Origin of the sequence: Paenibacillus sp. SN-8-1 (assembly GCF_050995535.1) — a bacterium.
In the GTDB taxonomy this organism is placed as follows: Bacteria; Bacillota; Bacilli; order Paenibacillales; family Paenibacillaceae; genus Fontibacillus.
Window position 1 is genome coordinate 544420 of sequence record NZ_CP194782.1, and the last position, 22583, is coordinate 567002.

At 49.2% G+C, this 22583-nt stretch carries 15 protein-coding genes; 6 read left to right on the forward strand and 9 right to left on the reverse strand.

Annotated elements, in window-relative coordinates:
• Window positions 1–333: 333 nt before the first annotated feature.
• From ACRRNK_RS02685 to ACRRNK_RS02695, 3 genes are all read left to right on the forward strand, one after another.
• A complete protein-coding gene (locus tag ACRRNK_RS02685; RefSeq protein ID WP_433946780.1) occupies window positions 334–936 on the forward strand; it encodes an AAA family ATPase in 603 nt (200 codons plus the stop codon).
• Between the two features lie 158 nt (window positions 937–1094).
• The gene (locus ACRRNK_RS02690; protein WP_433945284.1) at window positions 1095–1238 is read left to right on the forward strand and encodes a hypothetical protein; all 144 of its coding nucleotides are present in this window, start codon (window positions 1095–1097) and stop codon (window positions 1236–1238) included.
• A gap of 38 nt (window positions 1239–1276) precedes the next feature.
• Window positions 1277–1789: an SRPBCC family protein gene (locus tag ACRRNK_RS02695; protein WP_433945285.1), complete on the forward strand. Its 513-nt coding sequence runs from the start codon at window positions 1277–1279 to the stop codon at window positions 1787–1789.
• Window positions 1790–1946: 157 nt separating this feature from the next.
• Here ACRRNK_RS02695 and ACRRNK_RS02700 read toward each other — a convergent pair whose 3' ends face one another.
• The 4 genes from ACRRNK_RS02700 to ACRRNK_RS02715 form a co-directional block, all read right to left on the reverse strand.
• Complete coding sequence (locus tag ACRRNK_RS02700; RefSeq protein ID WP_433945286.1) at window positions 1947–2978, reverse strand: ribonucleotide-diphosphate reductase subunit beta; 1032 nt, start codon at window positions 2976–2978, stop codon at window positions 1947–1949.
• A gap of 1166 nt (window positions 2979–4144) precedes the next feature.
• Window positions 4145–6478, reverse strand: coding sequence for a ribonucleoside-diphosphate reductase subunit alpha (locus ACRRNK_RS02705; RefSeq protein WP_433945287.1), 2334 nt, complete (start codon window positions 6476–6478; stop codon window positions 4145–4147).
• Window positions 6479–6748: 270 nt separating this feature from the next.
• Entirely contained in the window at window positions 6749–7267 is a 519-nt protein-coding gene (gene nrdG, locus ACRRNK_RS02710) for an anaerobic ribonucleoside-triphosphate reductase activating protein (RefSeq protein ID WP_433945288.1), read from the reverse strand.
• Window positions 7264–9240 (reverse strand): anaerobic ribonucleoside triphosphate reductase, encoded by a 1977-nt coding sequence (locus ACRRNK_RS02715; RefSeq protein WP_433945289.1) that lies wholly within the window; start codon window positions 9238–9240, stop codon window positions 7264–7266. Before ACRRNK_RS02715 ends, nrdG begins: the two co-directional genes overlap by 4 nt.
• A 591-nt stretch (window positions 9241–9831) precedes the next feature.
• Between ACRRNK_RS02715 and ACRRNK_RS02720 the strand changes: the two genes are divergently transcribed.
• A complete protein-coding gene (locus tag ACRRNK_RS02720; RefSeq protein WP_433945290.1) occupies window positions 9832–10131 on the forward strand; it encodes an MTH1187 family thiamine-binding protein in 300 nt (99 codons plus the stop codon).
• Window positions 10132–10207: 76 nt separating this feature from the next.
• On the opposite strand, the gene ACRRNK_RS02725 is transcribed toward ACRRNK_RS02720, so the two are convergent.
• The 4 genes from ACRRNK_RS02725 to ACRRNK_RS02740 all read right to left on the reverse strand — a co-directional run bounded on the left by ACRRNK_RS02725 (window position 10208) and on the right by ACRRNK_RS02740 (window position 13934).
• The gene (locus ACRRNK_RS02725) at window positions 10208–11692 is read right to left on the reverse strand and encodes an oligosaccharide flippase family protein (RefSeq protein ID WP_433945291.1); all 1485 of its coding nucleotides are present in this window, start codon (window positions 11690–11692) and stop codon (window positions 10208–10210) included.
• Between the two features lie 78 nt (window positions 11693–11770).
• Window positions 11771–12892 (reverse strand): amidase domain-containing protein, encoded by a 1122-nt coding sequence (locus ACRRNK_RS02730; RefSeq protein ID WP_433945292.1) that lies wholly within the window; start codon window positions 12890–12892, stop codon window positions 11771–11773.
• A gap of 23 nt (window positions 12893–12915) precedes the next feature.
• Window positions 12916–13572 (reverse strand): class F sortase, encoded by a 657-nt coding sequence (locus tag ACRRNK_RS02735; protein ID WP_433945293.1) that lies wholly within the window; start codon window positions 13570–13572, stop codon window positions 12916–12918.
• Window positions 13573–13613: 41 nt separating this feature from the next.
• Window positions 13614–13934: a hypothetical protein gene (locus ACRRNK_RS02740; RefSeq protein ID WP_433945294.1), complete on the reverse strand. Its 321-nt coding sequence runs from the start codon at window positions 13932–13934 to the stop codon at window positions 13614–13616.
• A gap of 211 nt (window positions 13935–14145) precedes the next feature.
• Between ACRRNK_RS02740 and ACRRNK_RS02745 the strand changes: the two genes are divergently transcribed.
• Window positions 14146–14838, forward strand: a complete 693-nt coding sequence (locus ACRRNK_RS02745) for a general stress protein (protein WP_433945295.1) — start codon at window positions 14146–14148, stop codon at window positions 14836–14838.
• A 324-nt stretch (window positions 14839–15162) separates the two neighbouring features.
• Window positions 15163–16197 (forward strand): YsnF/AvaK domain-containing protein, encoded by a 1035-nt coding sequence (locus ACRRNK_RS02750; protein WP_433945296.1) that lies wholly within the window; start codon window positions 15163–15165, stop codon window positions 16195–16197.
• Between the two features lie 110 nt (window positions 16198–16307).
• On the opposite strand, the gene ACRRNK_RS02755 is transcribed toward ACRRNK_RS02750, so the two are convergent.
• Window positions 16308–22535, reverse strand: a complete 6228-nt coding sequence (locus ACRRNK_RS02755) for an S-layer homology domain-containing protein (protein ID WP_433945297.1) — start codon at window positions 22533–22535, stop codon at window positions 16308–16310.
• Window positions 22536–22583 lie beyond the last annotated feature (48 nt).

Sequence of the window (22583 nt, forward strand, 5' to 3'; positions counted from 1 at the left end):
CTGATATTGCTATTGAAAACAATATGGAATGAGGTTAGAAGTCAGGCAGAGGAAGCGGGTACTGATCTCCATGTTTACAGCTGCGGCGATCTCATCAGCTAGCCTATTACATTGATTTTTGGGAGAAGAAGTGTTGAGTTTTAGAAGTGGAAGTGCTCCTATGACCTGTTTTCCTCTTACGAATGGAAGGCGTGAAGGCAGGAGGGGGGTTAATTCCTTGAATAAGTGAAACAACGCAAGCGTCCTGAATACGGCAGAGCCACTTGTCTGGCACTCGCTTGCTTTGATGTGTTAAAATGTACAAATGAACATATCAGAACTGGAGGCTTTATGATGCAAAAACTGGTATTCTTTGTAGGAGTGGCGGGAACAGGCAAAACCACGGTGGCCCGCAAGTTGTCGGCGCGAATTCAAGCAGCATTTTTGGATAGAGATACAGTAGGCGGCAGATTTGTAGAGAAGATTCTCGAAATGAACAATTTGGATAAGAACGACCGGGATTCGGAGTTCTACAAGAAGCACCTTCGTGATCTCGAATATGATACCACGAAGGATATTTGCGTGGATAACCTGGCTGCGGGACAGAGCGTATTCATGATCTCACCGTTCACCTCCGAGCTTAAGAATGCCGCCTGGATTGAAGAGGTTGTAGGCGCGGCAGGCCTAACCTTGAGTGAGGTTGACGTTAAGGTTGTCGTGGTTACGCTCAGCGATATGGACGTTCAGAAGGAACGCATTATCGAAAGAAAGACCGAGCGGGATACCTGGAAGCTGAATCATTGGGATAACTTCAAACAACGGGTTGAATTTGTTCCTGAAGTGAACTGGAATATTCCGGCTTCTTCCGTCACTGTCTTTGATAACAGTGGAGAGCTGACCGATGCGAAGATCGAAGGTCTGTACCAATTCATCACGGCTGATCCGCAAAAGAACTAAGCGGGATCTTGCAGGGGTTCTTACCCGCTGATCTACACTATTGGCCCTTAATACGGTGTCTGTAAGTTTTATGATTTCCTCGTAAAAAGAGTTCAAATGGCCTCGCCCTTTCTAACCAGGGACGAGGCCATTTTGTTGTTATGGGTGGGAGATAGGATTTGGGATTGAATGCATCCGGCCTTACGATTCCGAAAGGATTTGAAGGGCCAGATGAGAGGAAATGGCTAAAAATCCGTAAAGATGATTCACCCGATTACGATCTCCTTGCCGATCTTCTGGCTCAGGCTTCTAGTACTCTATAACAAAGTACGGAAATAGTCTTAAAACAAGGAGGACTTTCATGGATCACAATCAGGAACAGTCGTGTGATATTGCATTTACGCGCGTATTCGATGCTCCTCGTGAACTCGTATTTAAAGTATGGACGGAGCGCGGGCATTTCGCGAAATGGTGGGGACCAAAGGGCTTCTCCCTCAAAGTTGTTAAAATGGACGCTCGACCAGGCGGCGAGTTCTTAGGTTTTCAGACATCTCCTGATGGAAATCACGTTATGTGGGGAAAATTTGCATATCAAGAGGTTGTAGAACCTAAGAAAATAGCTTTTATCCAATCCTTTTCCGATGAGCAAGGCAATACGACCCGGGCACCATTTATCGAGAACTGGCCTCTTGAAATTTTGAATATCATCACGCTAGAAGAAGATGAAGGTAAAACTGTATTAACAATGAAAGGTGGCCCTGTGAACGCATCCACTGAGGAACAAGAAGTCTATAATGGTATGGCTGCAATGCTTCAACAAGGACTTGAGGGTACTTTCGATCAACTTGCCGACTATCTTATATCTCTGAGGTAGAATGCGATAACCGAGCTAATCGGTCAAATGGAATCTTAATTTTGAATATGTCGCCAGTCTGAGACTTTATTTACTCAGATTATCACCTGTAACACCAACAGGGTCAGTCCTATAAGGACTGACCCTGTTTAATATTTCTTAAAGTTGGTCTGACAACTTACAAATCGTCAAAACCGTTATCGTCGCCGACTTTACCGTAGTTACGGGATTTTGCTTCGAAGAAGTCAGTCTTCGTTGCATTTAGCGCTTCATCGGAGAAAGGCTTGATCCACGGCATGCAGTTCACATCCACGCCTTCATAAGCTTTTTCCAGACCCATCAGGGTCAAGCGTTTGTTAGCAATGTATTTGATGTAATCGGATAGTTCATTGAGATCGATACCGCGCACTTCTTTCAGTGTGTAGAAAGCCCAGTTCGTCTCGAGCTCTACGGCACGGTTGATGGTGCTGTACGCCCAGTCCATATTGGCTTTAGTATTCAGCTCCGGATAGTCTGCGAGCAGCTGCTTGAATACTTCAGCGAAGAAGTAGCAGTGCTGATTCTCATCACGCTGGATGTAAGAGATCATTTGGCTCGTACCCATCATTTTCTGATCGCGTGCCAGGTTATAGAAGAAGGCAAATGTGCTGTAGAAGAAGATCCCTTCCAGAATCAAGTCAGCCACAAGTGCTTCGAAGAACGTCTGCGGTGTAGCATCATCACGGAAGTTCTGATAAATATCGGAGATGAACTTGTTGCGCTCCAGCAGAACCGGATCATGCTTCCAATATTCAAAAATTTCTTTCTGCTCCTGCTCGGATACGATGGAGGACAGTACATAAGAATAAGACTGGTTATGGACAACCTCCTGCTGACCGATAATCGCGGAGATCGCTTCCAGCGAGGAGTCGGTGAAGTAGCGCTTCACATCGCCCACGAACATGGTCTGCATGGAGTCGAGCACCGCCAGCAGGGAGATGTTGATCTTGAACGTCCGCTGCTCCTCGCTATCCAGACGCGCGAATTGCTGTGCATCCTTGGACATTGGGATCTCATCCGCGATCCAGTGGTTCAGAAGAAGCACTTTATATAGCTTATACATATGAGGCATCCGGATGTCGTTCCAGTTCAGAATCCCTGAACACTCTCCGCCAATAATCCGTGTGGATTGGTTAGGCGCCTCTGTATTAAAAATCGTTTGTAATTGCATAAGATCATCTCCTTAAAATAATGCGAGAGGTGCTCCGAGAACGAAACGATCAGCATTGCGCGTAGAGGCGCTCCGAGAACGAAACGATCAGCATTGCGCGTAGAGACGCTCCGAGTACGAAACGATCCTACGACCGCTGTTATCTCCAAGTTTCTTGATTCTAACCGCCATAGCGGTCGAAACTCGGAGATAAAGGCGGACGCTTCGCTTCTACGGATTCGTTTCGTTCTCTCCGCTCCCGCAGCAGCAGAACTGATAAAGACCTTCTCAGGCCCACGCTACCAAAGGGAGAGCGCCACCCAGCAGCCCAGAAGAACAAAACGCACTAAGCACCGCCCACGCCTGCTCTATACCAAGCCCGAGCGTATCCCAAAGGGAGAGCGCCTCCCAGCAGAGCCAAACAACAAAACGTTCGAAGTCCCGCCCACGCTGCTTTGCACCAAGCCTGAGCGTATCCCAAAGGGAGAGCGCCTCCCAGCAGAGCCAAACAACAAAACGGCCGAAGTCGCACCCACGCTGCTTTGCACCAGTCCGAGCGTATCCCAAAGGGAGAGCGCCTCTCAGCAGAGCCAAACAACAAAACGGCCGAAGTCCCGCCCACGCTGCCCTGCACCAAGCCTGAGCGTATCCCAAAGGGAGAGCGCCTCCCAGCAGAGCCAAACAACAAAACGTTCGAAGTCCCGCCCACGCTGCCCTGCACCAAGCCTGAGCGTATCCCAAAGGGAGAGCGCCTCCCAGCAGAGCCAAACAACAAAACGTTCGAAGTCCCGCCCACGCTGCCCTGCACCAAGCCTGAGCGTATCCCAAAGGGAGAGCGCCTCACAGCACGAAGTCCCTAACAACGAACAACCTAACTCAACACGCCAGCCGCAGGAGCTCCTCAAGTAGAGCGTGCCCCAACGGGGCGACAAGCGGCTCATATATCTAAAGTCACCCGGGTGCGCCACCCAGCAGCTCCCAAGCGACTGAAACAGGTAACTAAACACTGCCAAACTGTAAGCGGGTCCCGAAGGGACGGCAAGCGATCCCAACGCCTACCTTACACACACCCGCCTCTGTAACTCTCTCGTTCCCCAATAGGGTGTCCAGAGGGCAGAGCCCTTGGGGCCCTCCCTTAAGGAAGGGAGGGTTTGGGAGGGTTGGAAAATCCTTAAAAGGACTCAGGATTAAGACGCACACGACTCGCATTCCTCGATCGTCAGCGCGCGGCTGCGAACATAGTACGTGGATTTGATGCCGGCTTTCCAGGCATGCAAATGCAGGTTCAGGAACTCGGTAGCCTTGATGTCAGGGCGCACGTACAGGTTGAAGCTTTGCGCCTGGTCGACGTGACGCTGACGGGCGGAAGCCATTTTGATGGACCAGTTCTGGTCGATCAGGAAGGCCGTTTTATAGTACCAAATCGTCTTCTCGGACAGGTCCGGAGCCGGATTGGCGATTTTATAAGTCGTCTTCTCTTCATAAGACAGCAGTTCATACAGTGGATCGATACTTGCGGTAGAACCGGCAATAATCGAAGTTGAACCGTTCGGCGCGATGGCGAACATCCAAGCGTTACGAACGCCGTTCTCATGAACTTCCTTCTGAAGCGCACGCCATTCTTCCGTGGTTACATATTTACCTTCACGGGTTCCGTCGGTGTAATGACGGTAGGTGAAGTAATGGCCTGTATCCCAGTCAGAGCCTTCGAATTTCGCATAGCGGCCTTTTTCCTTAGCCAGCTCCATGCTGGAACGGACAAGCAGGTAGTTGATCTTCTCATACAGCGCATCATTGTAAGCGACAGCCTCGTCGGATTCCCAGCGGATGCCTTCGAGGGCAAGCAGGTGATGCAGACCGAATGTGCCGAGTCCGATCGCACGGTACTGACTGTTCGTGTATTGAGCTTGCAGCACTTCAATATTGTTGATGTCGATTACGTTGTCGAGCATACGCACCTGGATTGGAACAAGGCGCTCAAGCACTCCGGCTGGAACAGCACGTGCCAGGTGAATGGAGTTCAGGTTGCAGACGACGAAATCGCCAGGAATCTTGGAAATGACGATACGTGTCTGTCCATCCTTGGTTACGAGCTCTTCTTGCTCAACCACGGTTGCCGACTGGTTCTGCATGATTTCGGTACACAGGTTGGACGAGTAGACCATACCATGTGCGCGGTTCGGATTGGCACGGTTCACGGTATCCCGGTAGAACATGTAAGGAGTCCCGGTCTCCAGCTGGGATTTCATAATCCGTTTCATGATGTCGATAGCCTGTACCGTAATCCGGGAAAGTGTAGGATGCGCCACGGCTTCCTCGTACTTCTCGCGGAAAGCGCCTTTGCCAAATTCCTCATCATAAAAGTCTTCCAGACCCAGTGGACGGCCATTCGCGTCTTTCCAGCCCATCGTCTTCTTCACTTCGTGCGGACAGAACAGGTTCCATTCGTCACGGTTCTCAACAGCTTCCATGAACAGATCGGGAAGGCAGACCCCGTGGAATACGTCATGCGCTCTCATGCGCTCGTCCCCGTTATTCAGCTTCAGATCCAGGAAGGCGAGAATATCTTTATGGAAAACGTCGAGGTATACAGCAATGGCACCTTTACGTGTGCCCAGCTGATCGACGCTGACAGCAGTGTTATTCAGCTGGCGAATCCATGGGATAACGCCAGAGCTGGTATTCTTGTGGCCGCGGATATCTGAACCGCGCGCCCGTACTTTGCCGAGGTAGACCCCGATACCGCCACCCATTTTGCTCAGACGGGCTACATCGGTATTGGAATCGAAGATGCCTTCAAGGGAGTCATCCACGGTATCAATGAAGCAGCTGGAGAGCTGTCCGGCTACCTTTTTGCCCGCGTTGGACATGGTTGGTGTAGCGGCGGTCATGTAGATATTGCTCATTGCCCAGTAAGCTTCCTTCACTAGGTGCATACGAGTCTCGGCAGGCTCTTTGTGCATCAGGAACATGGCGATCACCATGTAACGCTCTTGTGGGAGTTCCATCACACGGCCATCGAAGTCGTTAGCGAGGTAACGCTCAGCCAAGGTAAGCAGTCCGATATAGTCAAACAGCAGATCGCGCGAAGGGTCGATCATTTCGCCGAGTTCTTCAATCTGCTCTTTGGTATAAACTTCGAGCAGGTCCTCTTTGTATATGCCGGCTTTGGTCAAATCGACAATCAGATGATAGAACGATCCGTAAGGCTCTTCCGGATAAGCTTTGTAGCGGCGGTTATTGGCTGCTTTCTTATACAGCGTGGTAAGCAGGGCACGTGCGGCTGCGAACTTCCAGTCCGGCTCTTCTTTCGTTACAAGCTCAAGGGCGGACATGGTAAAAGCATTGCTGATTTCTTCCCCTGTTACTTCATCACGACGAAGCTTGGAGACGACGCCGCGAAGCAGACGCTCTTTATCCAGAGAAGGCAGGCCTTCGAGAATACGGTCGGCATAAATACCCAGACGGTTATTGTCGAAAGCGAGTTGACGGTTGTTCGGTTTATTGACGAAGGATGGCATAGAAAAGAATCCCTACTTTCTAATGAAATAAAATGTATGCTTTGGTAAAATTACAGCTCGGTAAATGTTAGAAACTGTAATGAATAATCTGATTCTGGCAAAAATAACGCGCCCCCAGGAAAAAAGGACCACAAGAAGCAATTATACTAGAAAGATGGTTGACGATAAAGAAAGAATTAAAGACTTTGCTGCCGTTATTTGTATTCAGGCAGTCTGCCGGATTCTAATTATGTGTTCCAACGAACTTACTCGTTATGTGTTCCAACGAACTTACTTGGTGAATACCGATTGCCACAGTATGGCTTCTCCATGCTCAAGACTTTGCTTAATGTCGATAAGCCGCTGATTGGAGCTTCCCCGGTATAGAAGGGAAGGGTCGCGGAGGGCTTCTACATAACGTCCATCAACCAGTACATCACAGCGGCCAAGAAGCGCATATTCATCTGAATCCGACGCAGCGCTTAATTCTTCATAGGTATACCCGCTGTAGATCCATACCGGAACCGGGCCTGCCTCTAGATGAAGCAGATCAATGAATCCGCTGACCTCCCGGGCGGAGAAGAAAGGATCCCCGCCAAGAATCGTCAGCCCGTCCAGCAGGGGATTGCCCGCAATGTCCCGAATAATCTCCTGCTGTCTGGCTGGAGTGAACGGCTCGCCGTACTCGAAGTTCCAGGTCCTCGGGCTGAAGCAGCCCGGGCAATAATGCTTGCAGCCGCTGATGAATATCGCCGCCCGCAGCCCTTCGCCCTCATTGATCGATTCCGGGGAGTATCCGCAAATATTCATGTGGTGTGCTTCACCCGGTCCCTGACCTCAGCCTGCTTGGCACTGTTGAACCGGGTCTGGAAGTCCCCGGTCAGATAACCGGTGACCCGGCGCAGCCTGCGGATATGAACTTCGTTCTCATGTCTTCCGCAGGAAGGGCAGGTAGCTCCGATGATTCCTTCGTGCCCACAGGCGGAGCAGCGGTCGATCGGATGATTAATACTGAAATAGCTGATCTGCTGATCCAGGGCATACTGAATAATTTTCAAGAATGCAGCCGGGTTAGCCCGGGCGTTGCCATTAAGTTCAATGTAGGAGATCGCACCGGCATTGCACAGAGCATGGAAGGGAGCCTCAAGCTTGATCTTGACGGCCGCGGTAACAGGATAATACACAGGAACATGGAAGGAGTTCGTGTAATATTCCCGGTCGGTTACGCCGCTTAGAGTTCCGTAGTGGGCACGGTCGCGTTTCGTGAATTTCCCGGACAGCCCTTCTGCCGGTGTAGCGAACAGCGTCACGTTGAGGTTCAGCTTCTCGCTCTGACGGTCACAGAAGCTGCGCAGGTAGCGAATCAGCTTGGCAGCCTTCTGATAGACTTCCTCATCCTCGGCATGGTGCTTGCCGTACATTGCTTTCATGCACTCGGCGAGGCCGATGAACCCGATCGACAGGCTGCCGTGCTTCAGGAGCTCTCCCACCGGCTCCTCAGGATCGAGCTGCTCACCGCCTTCCCATACGCCTTCGCGCATCATGAAGTCGGAGGCTTTGGCTTTCTGGGCAGACTGGATACGGAAGCGGTGGAGTAGTCCCTCCATGGCAATGTTCAGGTAATGATCCAGCTCCCGGTAAAAGCTTGCTTCATCAGCTTCCTTGCGACGTCCAAGGACGATGCCATGCTCGATTCCAAGCTTCACCAGATTCAAGGTGTTGAAGCTCAGGTTCCCCTTGCCGGACAGATGATTCCGGCCGAACCGGTCAGCCAGGACGCGCGTACGGCAGCCCATCGTTGCAAATTCGGTATCCGGATCACTCGGATCGTAATGAGCAAGGTTCAAGGGAGCGTCCAGATTGGCGAAATTCGGATAGAGCCTGCGCGCCGAGCACTCGGCTGCCTTCAGGAACAAGTCATAGTTCGGCTCTCCGGGCGCCTGGTTGATTCCCTTCTTGCATTTGAAGATCTGGATCGGGAAGATGGGTGTCTCGCCGCTGCCTAGTCCCTTCATGGTGGCTTCCAGAATCGAATCGATTACTAGCTTGCCTTCTGGTGAGGTGCACGTTCCGTAGTTGATGCTGGTAAAAGGAATCTGACCACCGGCCCGGCTCGACATGGTGTTCAGATTGTGGATAAGGCTCTCTGCGCCCTGCAGCGTCTCACTCTCGGTCTCCTGCATAGCATAGCGGAAGGACCGTGGATAACGCTCCTCTAGATCACGGCGGCTCATCGAGATCTCCCCAAGGTCCGTGATCCCATCCCGCTCTTCAAAGTAATCCAGCCCTTTAATGAAGGATTTGGTGAAGGATTTGGCGACATATGGAGCCAGATCATGATCCAGCTTGTTGCCGGATACCCCGCCATACTGGGAATTTTGCTGAGATTGAAAGATGATGGCGACAAGGGCCATAGCCGTCATGATCGAATTTGGCGGCCGGACGCTGCCATTACCTGTATTAAATCCTTGGCGAAGCAGCCTGCCAAACGGAATGAAGATACAATTCGTAGTTCCGATCGCATATTGATCCAAATCGTGAACGTACACGATATTATCCCGGATTGCCTGCACGAGCTGGCTGGGCATGATAAAGTGGTCCGCGTACCATTTCGCATATTCACTGCCGAATTTACTCATTTTCCCCGAGAAGCTTTCCCCGTTCAGGTTGGCGTTCTCACGCAGCATCTCAAGATCGCGACTGGCGACGATATTCTCACCCAGCCGGATAACCTCATCCAGGATGTGATCCTGCTTGCTGAAAGCTTTGGTTACCAAGGACATTACTAACTACTCCCCTCGATTTACTTGTATATACGGATGCAAAAGGAACTCCCTTGCCGGCAGGGTACTCCTGTCGTTAATGCGAGGTAGTGCAGCTGTCTTAAAGTATGTAAATTCGCACCCGGACACCCCAGTGCATTTTGCAGAGGTTGGTGTCGTGAAACAGGCACAGGGATGTGTCTTGGCGATCCTCTCAGGAAAGGCTTGAGATGCTTGAAACCAGTAAAATCGTAGTCTTTGTAAGGGAAATCGCGCTTAGGGTTATTTAATCATGAGAAGGCCTGTTTACACTATATTTTGTTTCTGTTTAAATACATTAACACAATATCTAGTGGTTAAACAAGGTTTGAAAATCCAAATGCACCTATAAAAAGCACTTGACATGTCCACTTCCCGCATCCCGCTTGGCCCCGGGCCATTCAAATAAATTTCACAAAAATATTTTGTTGAAATTTGAAGGAAATTGTATGTATGGGGGCTTGAAAATTTCATAATTTTCAGACCAAGTTTTGGTTTTTAAGCAGCAAACTGTTAAAATAGAGGGAAAGATTTGCGGTGGAAGATGCTGAACAACCAGGGAGGAATTTGATCATGGCAATCGCAGAGGTAACCATTATTCCTGTGGGGACGGGGTCAACGAGCCTTAGCAGGTATGTCGCGGATATGCAGCGTGTTCTGGAGCGGCAAGAAGGAGTCCAGTTTGAGCTGACCTCCATGAGTACCATTATCGAGGGGCCGCTTGAGAAGGTGTTCGCGGCTATTGCCGCGCTGCATGAGGCGCCTTTCCAGGCCGGAGCTGGACGTGTCTCCACCTCCATTAAGATCGATGACCGCCGGGATAAGCCGTCTTCTTCGGAGCAGAAGCTCCGGTCGGTGAGAGAGAAGCTGTAACCGCAGCGTTCTCTCTTACCGGAGGGTGTTAGCTATCTCTAAATGAACAACAATGACGAATAGGCGAGAGTGTGTATTAATCCTTTAACAGACCTTTAAAGCGAAACTTTATATATAGGGCAGAGCCGATGAGATACAAGAGAAGCTCTGCTATTATGCTGTAAGGCTGATAGTTCAGCATCATGTTGGAACACCATGTGCACACAATAATAAGGAGCTCAAAGTATAACAGATCGAGCAGAAACAACACGATACGGGATTTGAAATATTGAAACAGCCGCAGTACCTTGAAGTTGCAAAGGGTGGCAATCAGCTCCATGGCTATGACCCCCAGAGACATGCTTAAGTATCCTAGTCCAGGCTGAGCAGCCACAACATATAGAATTGAAAAGTTCGTCATGATGCCGAATGCCAGTCCTATCAAAGGGGCTCTTTTTTGATTTTGGGCCCACAATAGGCTGGTTGTTATTTCCCGAAATCCTACGATAAGCGGGAGCAGGGACAAGAGCTTGATCGACGTCTCCGCGCTGGGAACTCGAAATAAAAACTGGGCTATCTCAGGAGAAAAGTTAAAAATAAACCAGCTTGAGACCCAGCCCCACACCCAGGTGAGGTTGATGGCCTTGTTTCTTTTTTCATAGAAGTGTTGAAATCTCTCATTAATCCAGTCCGATGAGATTCTCATCGTAAGCGTATGTGTAAGCGCAGCGGTAAATAACGTAGGCATGTAGGCCACAACTAATGCAATACCGGAGAAAACACCGAGCATTTGCACGGCCTCCCCGGAAGAAAGTCCGGAAGCCTGCAGTCTTTGGGGAATAATCATCGCATCCACAAAGTCAGAGGCTGGAACAAGCAGGCGGGTAAGGGTAATCATCAGAGATACTTTGGCTACGGTCAGGAAGCCGGAGTTCATATCCGGGAGGGCGGCGGAGAGGGAGCCGCCGTGCTGCTTGTACTTCATCATGACAATGATAAAAGCGAATGCCAGTATAGCTGCAAGCGAGGTTCCAAGGATGGCCGCACCTACAGCCACCTGGAGCCCGGAACTTATAAAGATAGGGATAAGAATAACTAATGAGCCTATACGAACCAACTGTTCAACAAGCTCGGACAAGGCAATAATTCCATATTTCTCGAGGCCCTGTAAGTATCCTCTAAGCAAGCTGAGCAGGGGAACAGCAAAGATAGCCGGTGCAAGGCACTGTATGGCAAAATCAAGCTGGGGATAATGAAGCAGGGAGGCAATCCTGGAGGACAAGGAATAGGTCAGTAAACTGCATATCGCTCCGATCAATAGCACGATGACGGAGAATTTCTTGAATAATGCCCAGCCCCTGGAGGGATGGCTCGAGATATACATAGCTAGAGCGGTGGGTAGTCCTCCGGAAATAATCATAAGAACCAGGGCATAAAAGAAATAGGTGAGCTGATACAGTCCCATTCCTTCTACTCCCATGGTTCTTGTGATAAATACTTTACCGAATAGCCCAACCGATTTCACGACAATCATCGTATTGGCTCTCAGAAGAGTTTGCTTGACTAGCAGAGGTAGCTTCAATTTCGGTCCTCCCCGTTAGACGGCTGTCCAATAAATCTTATGACAGTAGTCTTTGGGTTATGAACGAAGAGAAGCTATTCAATCCCGAATGTGAATAATCTGGTACTTGGTATATTTATCCCAGCCTAAATCAAAGGGAACCTGAAAACGGTCTGCTGTGTGCGAGTTGACTAACGGATACCCGCTTTGATCAAAGCCCACAATAATCGAGAAGTGGTCAATGTCCCCCTTGATTTCGTAAGCGACTAGATCCCCCGCCTGAAGCTTGTGTAGCTGGGACTCGTCCTGCTGGACATGATTCGCGAATTTTACGATTTTTGCAAAGTCCCCATGTGCGACCACGGTTCCATAGCCGGAATGAACCAGAAAGCTCTTAAAGCTGTCCGTTCTCACCCAGGACCCGGTTCCGCCATTTTTATAGTAATAGCGCCAACTCCCTCTCATTCGAAGCCCGCCGCCCTCTTCATCACCGATGACTTGGGATGAAAAGTTAGTACAGTCTCCTCCTTGGGAATTGTAATCTTTATACTTCGGATTATAGCGGTGCTTGTTCCCGGCACCCCAAGCGCTTCCGGCATATTTGTTGGCGTATTCTACCGCGCGCAGGCGGTTATACTTGGAATTTTCTTTAGGATGCATAGGAGTCTTTACGGGTATGAAGTTCAGATCGCATTTCTGGATCAATTTCGGATTCTCCTCAAGAGGGTCCAGATACCACTCGCGTTCCAAATACCAGACGTTATTATGTTTGTGCAGCTTGATCGCATGCCGGGTTCCAATTCCAAAGTCATGGTGGCCGGGATACTTATCTATATACTCATAGCCTAATTTTAAAGACTGCACCAGAGACACCTTGGCGGTCTCGCCCTCAACCTTCAAACGGACAATTCGGATGGAGCTCTCGGCATTTACAAATTTCGCTCTTCGCTCCTTGGCCCAAACCTGAATATACTCTGCCCGCTCCATTTCATGGCTCAAGGCATGACGGCTATAGGGGTTATCCCGTAGGTAATGATCCTCTATAAGGGCCTTATTATGATCGAGAAGCAGTTTGGTGCGGTCTTCAAACAGCTCCTGCAGAAACTTGGTAATACCTTCACGCTCAGAGGATTCAGCATATGCCCGCGACGGCGAACCGATTCCAGCAAGCTGCGACAGGACAAAGAAGACAATAAGATGAGCCTTTAGAATTCGTTGCACGGTTGTGTACTCCCTAAGTGTGTTTAGTCATGTCCGGTATGCTTGCTGCTATACAACCTGGTATACACAACAAGCCTTCCTTCATCCTCACGACGGCTTCTGCTGTAACGGCCTGCGCAAGTAATCAGATTAAGCCCATGATTGGAAGACGGACCGAAGATCGCTTCCGCTGGTGCGTCTTCAGTTAGGTAATAATTAACGGATTGTACAATGAAGCGAAGCTTATCCCCATTGTCATTGGAGATGTAGACGGAATCCCCTTTTTTAAGTTTTTTCAACGGATAGAAGACGGCTGGACCCGTATAGGTATCGACATGGCCATCCATAATAGCATTCCCTGCTGCGCCCGGGAATACTCCGGAGGCTAAATAGCCTACACGATCCGTTCTATTGGGGACGTCCATTTGTCCATTTTCCAAAAATCCGACAGGTTCGATTCTAGCCTCTATATGAACAGCAGGGATGCTGATGTGAGAAGGGGTAATTCCTTTGAAGCGGCTGATCCAGCTGCTTACTGCGAGTTCTGGCTGCTTTTTAACCTTTTGTACAGGTTGTTTAATTTCGGATGTTAGAATTCTTGGCTTAGAGTGAGCTTCCGGCTTGGCCGGAGAGGAGCAGCCTGCACAGGACACAAGAAAAAATACACCTACGATGATGAGGACCACACGGATATTGTTCATTTTAAAAAAGAGAGGATAAAAAACCTCCTCTCTTGTCCTCCCTATTCCATTTGTTCGCTGGCACCGCCGAAGCCTGTTTTAGGCATTTGGTTTGTTGCTTTTGTCTTCAGGCTTTTAGCACCGATGCTCTTCGCATGAAGCTTTTTGGCATGGCTTTTGCTTTTTGCATGAATTTTTGAAGCTTTGTGTGCAGCATGCGCTTTGTGCTTAGCAGGAGCTTTGTGTTTGTGGGTGCTTTGGGTATGGACTTTCGTCTGGCTCTTCTTGTGTCCGGTTTCCTCTGCAGCTGAGGCGGAAGTTACTGCCATACCTGCATTTAGAAGCACTGCCAGCGATGCGATAGTTGCAATAAGCTTTTTCATGTTTGTGTAGCCTCCTTGGGTGTATTGGAAGCTTTTATATTGTTCAATCTGTAGGTTTTTATTTTACACAATTCTTGCCATCAGGCTGGTCCAAGTGACTTCAGGCGCGTCGATGTTACAACCTTAAGTTTAGCTCCATGGAGGCTGGTTAAATACATTACAAATACTTGCGAGCCTTACTTAAATAGAGGCACATCTGGAGGTTAATAACATGACCGAGAAAATTGTAGGTGTATTTCAGACCGAGGATGAGGCAACAAGTGCAATACAGGAGTTAAAGGATCAGGGGTTTGGAGCGGAGGACATCTCGATTGTAGCCAAAGACAGACGTCATGTGAGTTCAATTAACAAAGAGACGGGAACCAAATCACCCGAAGGCATAGCCACTGGCGCCGCAGCAGGCGGTGTACTCGGTGGCGTGACGGGACTGCTAGCTGGACTTGGAGCTCTGGCGATTCCAGGGATAGGGCCAATTCTTGCAGCGGGCCCTATTGGAGCTGCTCTAACAGGGGCGGCTCTTGGGGCTGGTGCAGGTGGACTGGCAGGCGGACTTATCGGCCTCGGGGTTCCAGAGGAACAAGCTCATGAATATGATGCCAGAGTCAACGAGGGGCGTATTCTAGTTATTATTGAGGCCGAGCCTTACCAAATGAACGGGATTTATCAGGTGTTCAGGGACAATAATTCATTGAACTCCGAGTATTATAGTAACAACAATTCGTCTGATAGGACCGAGGAGCAGGAAGTAGTCGGAACCCATGTTAGTAGGGCGGATCAGGAGAACATGCCCTGGTACAATGAAAAGGATGTGCCAGCAGACCCTGAGGCCGTTGTGTCGATTGCGGAGAACAAGGAGAAGGAGCTTCACCGGCTTCATGAGGAGCAGGTCAGGAAGCACCGCTGAACCAGCAGTAACTGGGCAAATAAGCCGCCTTACAAGCGGCTTATTTGTGCTCCGGCCGAATTTCTCCAATGTCTATTTGATAACCGAGGGGAAGGAAGAAGCTTAAGCCGGATAAGGGAATGAACATTGTCCAGTTTCTAGTTCAATCCATATAGAAGTGCGAATCTCATGTTTAGCTCCCCGGGTAGTGGTTAATTACATGTTACGCCTGGCGAATTACCTATATGGAATGTACTAAGCTATCACTGCTTAGCTCTTTCCTTATACCGGATTCGTCATAGCGGAGCCAACTACAAAATTACGAACAACCTGGAGGTAACCAACATGACTAAGAAAATTGTAGGCGTATTTAGAAACGACAATGAGGCAACGAATGCGATTGAGGAACTAAAACGTCAAGGTTTCAAGGCAGAAGATATCTCCATCGTAGCCAAAGATAAGCGTGATATATCCGCAATCAGTGATGAGACAGGTACCAAAGCGCCTGAAGGTGTAGCGACAGGTGCTGCTACAGGCGGGATTCTCGGAGGCGTTACCGGCCTGCTTGCGGGTCTGGGCGCACTCGCCATTCCCGGCATCGGACCGATCGTAGCTGCCGGTCCAATTGCAGCGGCATTAACTGGTGCGGCTGTAGGTGCTGGAGCAGGCGGCCTTGTAGGCGGTCTGGTCGGACTGGGCATTCCAGAGGAGGAAGCGAAGGAATACGACACTATGGTTAATGATGGCCGTATTCTGGTTATGGTTGACGCTCATCCTACCCAGGAGGGGAAAGTATATCAGATCTTCCGTGATAACAACTCCCTAAATGCTCATTATTATAATAAATATCAAGATAGCACTAATGTTACTACCCAAGATGTGGTTGGGACGCATCTGAGTGCTACAGACACAGGCACCCAGCCTGTATACAACGAAGTGGATACTACGGGAACTTCCTCGGCAGCAGATCGTCTATCTGCTGAGCGGGAGTCCGACAAGCTGCAGCTTCATGAGGAACAACTGAAGGTAGACAAAAACCGTGTTCAGACAGGCGAGGTTCAGATCCACAAGGAAGTTGTTGAGGAGCAGAAGACCATCAATGTTCCTGTTACTCATGAAGAGGTTGTGATCGAGCGCAGAGCGGTAAAGGATGGGGTAACCGACCAACCGATCGGCAAGGATGAGACGATCCGCATTCCGGTTAGTGAAGAGAAGGTAGAAGTGAACAAACAAAATGTGGTAACTGGTGAGATCGAAGCCCGCAAGCGCGAGGTTCAAGACACCGAGCAGGTGCAGGATGTAATCCGCAAGGAAGAAGCGCGTGTAGAACGCAGCGGATCGCCAGAAGTGAGAGAAGAGCAGCTGAATAGCCGTCGCTAATAGCCATATTATTAGATACATGACCGCCCGCCTATGAAGGGCGGTCTTTTTTACTCCTTGAAGGTTAATACAAAAGAGACCCCGCGGGGTCTCTTTTGTGCGATCTAATATTAGTTCGTGCTTGACGGATAATTAAGCAATTTGTAGAGCATTTTGGCAAGCTCAGCCCGGGTTACCTGATCCTTCGGATCAAAACGGTTTCCTCCCTTGCCATTGATCAGGCCTAGCGCTTGAGCTTGGCCCACGGCTGATTTCGCCCAGCCGGAGATCTGAGCTGCATCGGCAAAAGTAGTCGGGATCTCATTCGTCTGTAGCGTTATCTTCATATTTCCAGCCAGATTAATGAGAACAACGGCCGCCTCTTCACGGGTAATCGGGTCCATGGGTCGGAATTTCCCGCCGCTTCCCTGCATAATCCCCAGGTCCGCCGCCTTAGCCACATATCCTGAGAAGTAAGCATTCGAGGTTACATCTTCAAAAAAGGTATTGGGTTCTGAAGCTTGCTTCGTTAATGATCGTACCGCAAGAATCGCAAAATCCGCACGGGTTATATCTTGCTGAGGTCCGAATCGTGACTCGTCTATTCCTGTAATGATATGTTTAGCTGCCAGCTTGGTGATAAACTCATCGGCCCATCCACCTGTGAGATCTATGAACTTTTTATGATATTCCATTACGGCGAATTCGGCGAGTTGATCGGTTGTGAAGCTTACTATTGATCCGCTAAACTGACCGCCGATGTATTGTGCTTTTCCGGTATTTAACTTATATACGCCGGCATAATCCGGATCAAGTTGTCTTTTCTGCTCATCTGTCAGCGTCCGAGTGATCGTAACAGGGCCGCTCAATTGATGGATTGCTGCCTCGGATTGCCCCTTGATAAGAGTCATCCCCAGCGTAAAGACCAATCCTTTCGAAGTGAACTCCCCAAGGCCACCGGAGGCCATCGCCAGACTAGCTTTTATACTTGAATTCACGGTCGTGTCGATATCTACAACCAGCTTATCGGCTTTCGTGATGCCCTCAGGCAGGGATGATCCAGGCAATGTTATAGTAGCTGATGGTGAGATGATCTCAATGGTCAACTTACGGTCTGTGACACTCTGTAGAGCAGCGGTATTCATAACTAGTCTCGAGCTCATCTGCCCACCAGCTGAACCTTTCAGCTCAATTTGAACTTTTCCGTCTGTGGCCTCCGATGCGGCTTTCTTCATAGCCTCGTCGGTGATTGGGTAAGTCCCGTCCCCTGATGCCTTCACCTCAATAACGCCTCCCTTAGCTCCCGGCAAGGTTGGCTGTACAGGGGGGACAGGAGTCGGTGACTTGCCTTCGGACGAGCTGTTCCCCGGATTGCTCGGCAATCCTCCACCTTCAGTTTCCGTACCACTGTAGAATCCCCAGATGTCAGACAGTGTACTGCCGCTGAAGTCGTCTTCCGCTTTCACATACCACTGGGAATAACTGTTTGGTTGAAGGGTGTTCCAATTGGCTGAAGTCTTGCTGCCGCTCTCAACATTCTGGTTGCTTCCAATCAGCTGATCCGTGTAAACTCTTACGCCGAAATAATCGGTGGCCACACGTTTGGTGCTCGGCTGAAGATCCAGATCAAGAGAGAATTCGTCCTTGCCCTGATACTTCGGATTTTCGGCCGGATCATAGAAGTTGTATTTATCCAAGTAAGGAGAATATGTCTTGATGTGAAGCTTGTTATTCTTCATGTCGAACTGCATCAGGCGAATATACCCAAGTCCGCCTTCTGGTGCGCCTTGGTAATCGGCCAGCATTTGATAGACTTTGCGGTCAGGTACTTTGTCGCCGTTATCATCAATCTCATCCACTTTTAACTGAGCATCATGGTAATGGCCCGAGAGCGTGGCGAACACATTCTTGTTCGGGATAACCACTTTCTCATAGATCTTATCCGCAATGGGTGCCCGGTTGTTCGATACCAGCATGTATTCGTGCAGACAGAGAATCGCCTTCCGCTCCGGATATTTGGATACGACTTCATTCATCCATTCGATTTCCTTATCTCCGAGTCCCCAGCCCATATAGACAATAATAAAGTCATTTCCTCCGGCGGACACGAGATCGTAATGTCCACGGTTGTTCTCATAAGAGCCGGCGAAAGTAGGCATATTCTTGAACCGGGATTCACCGAAATACTCCCAATATTTCGAATAGTCGTTCTCCTGATGATTCACATCATGATTCCCCGCAAGAACCCCGTAAGGAATACTGGCATCTTCAAGCACCTTCATGTCCTTATCGGCTTCCTGCCATTGATATTCCTGATACGATTTATCTACAATATCTCCCGTATGGATCACATACTTCAGGTTGATCTTGTCCTTGTTGTCCGCAATCCACTTCACATTCTTCTGATAAATGTAGGGGAAGCTTTGTGAATAATACTGTGTATCGGACATCCATACGAATGAGAAATCATACGGATCTTCACTAATCGGCCCTGATTTAGCAGAGGAGGGAGAGGCGATTTCGTCCTGCACCAACACTTGAATAACCTGACCATCCGCATACTCTCCAGCGGTAACCATGGCTTTTAATTCGAAATCCTCACTTCCGGCAATCACATGATCAAGCTGCTCCCATTTGTCCGAAGACTTGCTCCAGGCGTACAGGCTCACTTTCCGACCTTCGAGCGACTTTCCTTTCCATTCGATTTCCACTTGATCTTTAGACTTCACGGTAGGGTCAAGCTTAACTTCAAACCGTTGATATGGAAACTTCTCGTCAGAATCATTAATCAAATATTTGCCGTCTACCTTGCTGATTTGGGCATATTCTTCGCCCGTCAAGGCTTGCTCGCCACCAGGAACTTTCTCCTTCGGAGGTTCGGTTACAGACGCATTCTTATACCCTGTGAATCCTTCAGTACGGTTGCCATCATACTTGAATCCTTTATAAAAACTAACCTTAAGACGGTCATTTGTAGGATCTTGCACCTTAACAGTTAGTTTGGCGTACGTCCCAAGACTGCTCTGCCCTTGAGCCGGTGCAACCAGTTCAGGAGCCAGAGGATTCTCATTCGGAACCTTGAATGTCACCTTCTTCTGTGTGGTGTTGCCAATTTCATCTGCGGCCTGAATGGATAATTCATGAGATCCCGGCTTCATGGTCCCTGACGTTGTTGCATATGGCAGGTGAATGACCTGGCCGTCAAGCTTTACTTCCACTTGATCCACACCGGCAAATTTATCTTCGATTTCGGCATTGATCGTAAATGCTCCACGGTACTCCTTGCCCTCTTCCATGTTTGGTTTAATGGATGGAGGCGTATTATCCACAGTGACCTTGGCTGCTAATGACATACCCTGATTCTCAACCTGTACTTGATGCATACCATCCGCATAGTCTTTGGTATCCCAGCGATATGCTTTGGCTTGGAACATGGGTGGTGTCAGGTTAAATCGGAAGCCAATGGATTCCGACTTCCCGGAGCTGTCACCCATTTTAATTTCCTTGTCAGGTGTGCTGTACGCAGGATCCCATATCTCCGTACCGTCGGCTAATAGGAGATGCACATTTCTGATCTCGAAGTCATCTTTATTCTCATCCGGCCTTGGATCAAATGGGGAGGATTTCGACCCAGCCCGGATATATATGACATTGTCAGCTCCGAGCTTCAACCGGTCGGCATCAATCGGATAGGAGAGGGTTGTATAAGCTGGGATAGGATCCATAAAAGTGTACAGGATTGTCTTATCTTCACTACCCGGAACAGGTTCACCCATCGTCACCGCATTCTTAAAATAATAATCAACATTCTTGGCATCAAAGACGAAATACGCATCATGCTCAAGAGCCGCATGTGTTCCCGTAGACATTTCCTTGCCATCAATGCTGAGCTTCAATGTATCCGGAGCTGTCTCCTGGGCAGCCCCTTTCAACGTAAGGATGTCTTTAACCAAATCTCCATCCTTGAGGTTCAAGCGAAGAGCCTCATGGCTTGGTCCCCCGGTTATGGACACGGCCTTGATCTCCGAATCCGTAACATGGGTCCCGTCTGAAGCGGTGAAATAGTACTTAAGAGACTTTCTGCCGATCAAATCCGCAGAGGATAATTTGTAATGGTACAGACGGTCTCCATAGTCCTCTGCCAGATTGTGTTCCACATAATCCTGCTGTTTATCGGATTTAATGTAAATTTTAACGGAGACGACCTGCTTGTCATCCCTTACATCCACCTTGAGATCAATGCCCTTGGATTGATCAATGGCTGTTATTCCGGTTAAGTCCTTCACAGTAGGTGCTTGAAGATCTGGTTCAACATGTACGGGAGTGGAGGGTACAGCCTCGCTGTCCACACCAGGAACAGCTTTAACCAGCCCTGAGCTCATCTTGATCATCGTGGTACCGATGACCGGATATTTATACAGAAGCGCGGTGTTTCCTTTGGTTTCGTCACCTTTGGTGCCGCCCTCATACACTGTATCCGCATCATAATAAGCGGCAGAGACTTCCTTCTCCGTGTTCGTCTTGATCACAATGGCCCGGCGGCCGGAGTTGGCCATTCCTCCACTCTCAATGGTGAACAGGTTACTGTCCTGTACGAGGGAGGTTTGGTAAAATGTGTTGAAATCATCGGCCGTATAACCGCCATTTGCCCCATTCTTAATCCAGAAAACAACCGACTTCCCGGCAGGAATCAGAAATTGCTCCTTATTGGAAGGCCACTTCACATCGGCTTGAATTCCCGAGTCCGGGTACCTGTAGTAGACCTTATAGTTATTAAAATCTAACGGCTGGTCCGTATTATTGTAAACCTCAATAAATTCATACGCATCCGTTGATGTCCCAGGCACATCGGTGGTATTAGGAACCACCTTCGTAACAAGCAGGGCCGGAGCTTTGGATGGGTCGAACGCAGGCAGGTTCACATCGACTGAGTATGCCTGTTCAGATGAATTCACCCGAATCTTATAATCCAGCTTGGATTCAGACAATGCAGCACCCGGAATGATTGCCGAGTATTCATTTCCGCCTTTTCGGGGGAATGGAATAACCGTATACCGCGCCTGTGAAGGAGTCTTATACAGCAGCTGAGCTGACAATGCGCTTCCAGACGGATCATCCTGGTTTAGGATTTGGGCCGTTATGGGCAGATCCTTCAGGCCCTCTGTACTGGCTGAAGGCACATGCGTGATCTGAACTTTGCCAGTGCCCGGCTCTTCCGGGGTAGAAGGCAGTGTTGGAATTTGAGATTCAAGCAGCTGACCCGGAGTGGCGGGCAAGGATTCAGGCTGAGACTCCATGTTCATATTGATGCTGCCATTCACAGGATAACCGAACCTAATTCCATAATTGGCTTTAGACTTAGTGATCGTATACTCGGCCTTGACCACATCGGTACCCTGCTTGTTCCGTATGATCAAGGAACGGGTTCCTGTATTAGCCATGCCATTGCCGCCTTGCAGGCGGAATAGATTCTTGCCCTCCACCAGAGAGGAGGTATAATCCGCCCGGGTATAATTCGTATTGAAGGAATCCTCTGGCAGTCCTTGGTTACTACTGTTCTGAACCCAGAAGACAACTGCCTCGCGGGGCGGGATTTTTACATCCGTACCTGGATTGACTGCCCATTTGGTCTCTGTAGAACCGTTAACATAGAAGAAATCATACTGCCCAAAATCTACTTCCTGGGTAGTACTGTTATATACCTCAATGGACTCATAACCGTCCACGGAGCTGCTGCTGGATGGGGTTCCGTCCGGCAGAAGTTCCGGAACATTGCTTGTATCCGGAACAACTTGCGTAATGAGTAGCGTCGGAGTTTTCACCTGCTCTGCAAGCAGCTTGGCAGTGCTGTTAATAGCCACCGTGTATGTAGGCGACACTACAGGCGCAGACTGTTCATCACTAGCTTCGATATGATAGGTCAGTATTTTTCCGTTCAATTTGTCTTGGCTGAGGCGGGCCGAGTAGACGCTCTCTCCTGTCCGTGTAAGGGTGACAGATTCCTCTGGCTTTCCGTCTACAGCAAAATGTACAGAAGCGGTTAACTGTTCCGCTCCCTCTGTAATAACAGCGCTTACGAGATAATCGGCATGCTGTTCAATCACTGCGGCAGGTGTATGCTCGATCTTCAGAGTTCCGAGCGGCTTTGCCGCTTGCTCTGAATTCTCTTTCACAGAAACATCTCCCCATGTTCCTGTGACTACTGCTTCATCCACTGGCCCGCTAGGTGCGATCACTGAGGACGGAATGGAACTTACCTCTTCTGCAGCCCCTGCCGCAGGCAAGGCTGAACCAAGCATCATGCTGCTGATCATCGCAATGGATAACCAGCGTCGTAACTTAAGATTACTGTTGTTCAAAGTAACTCTCCCTCTCTAAATAGATGCCTTTGTTAGTCCTTCGACAAA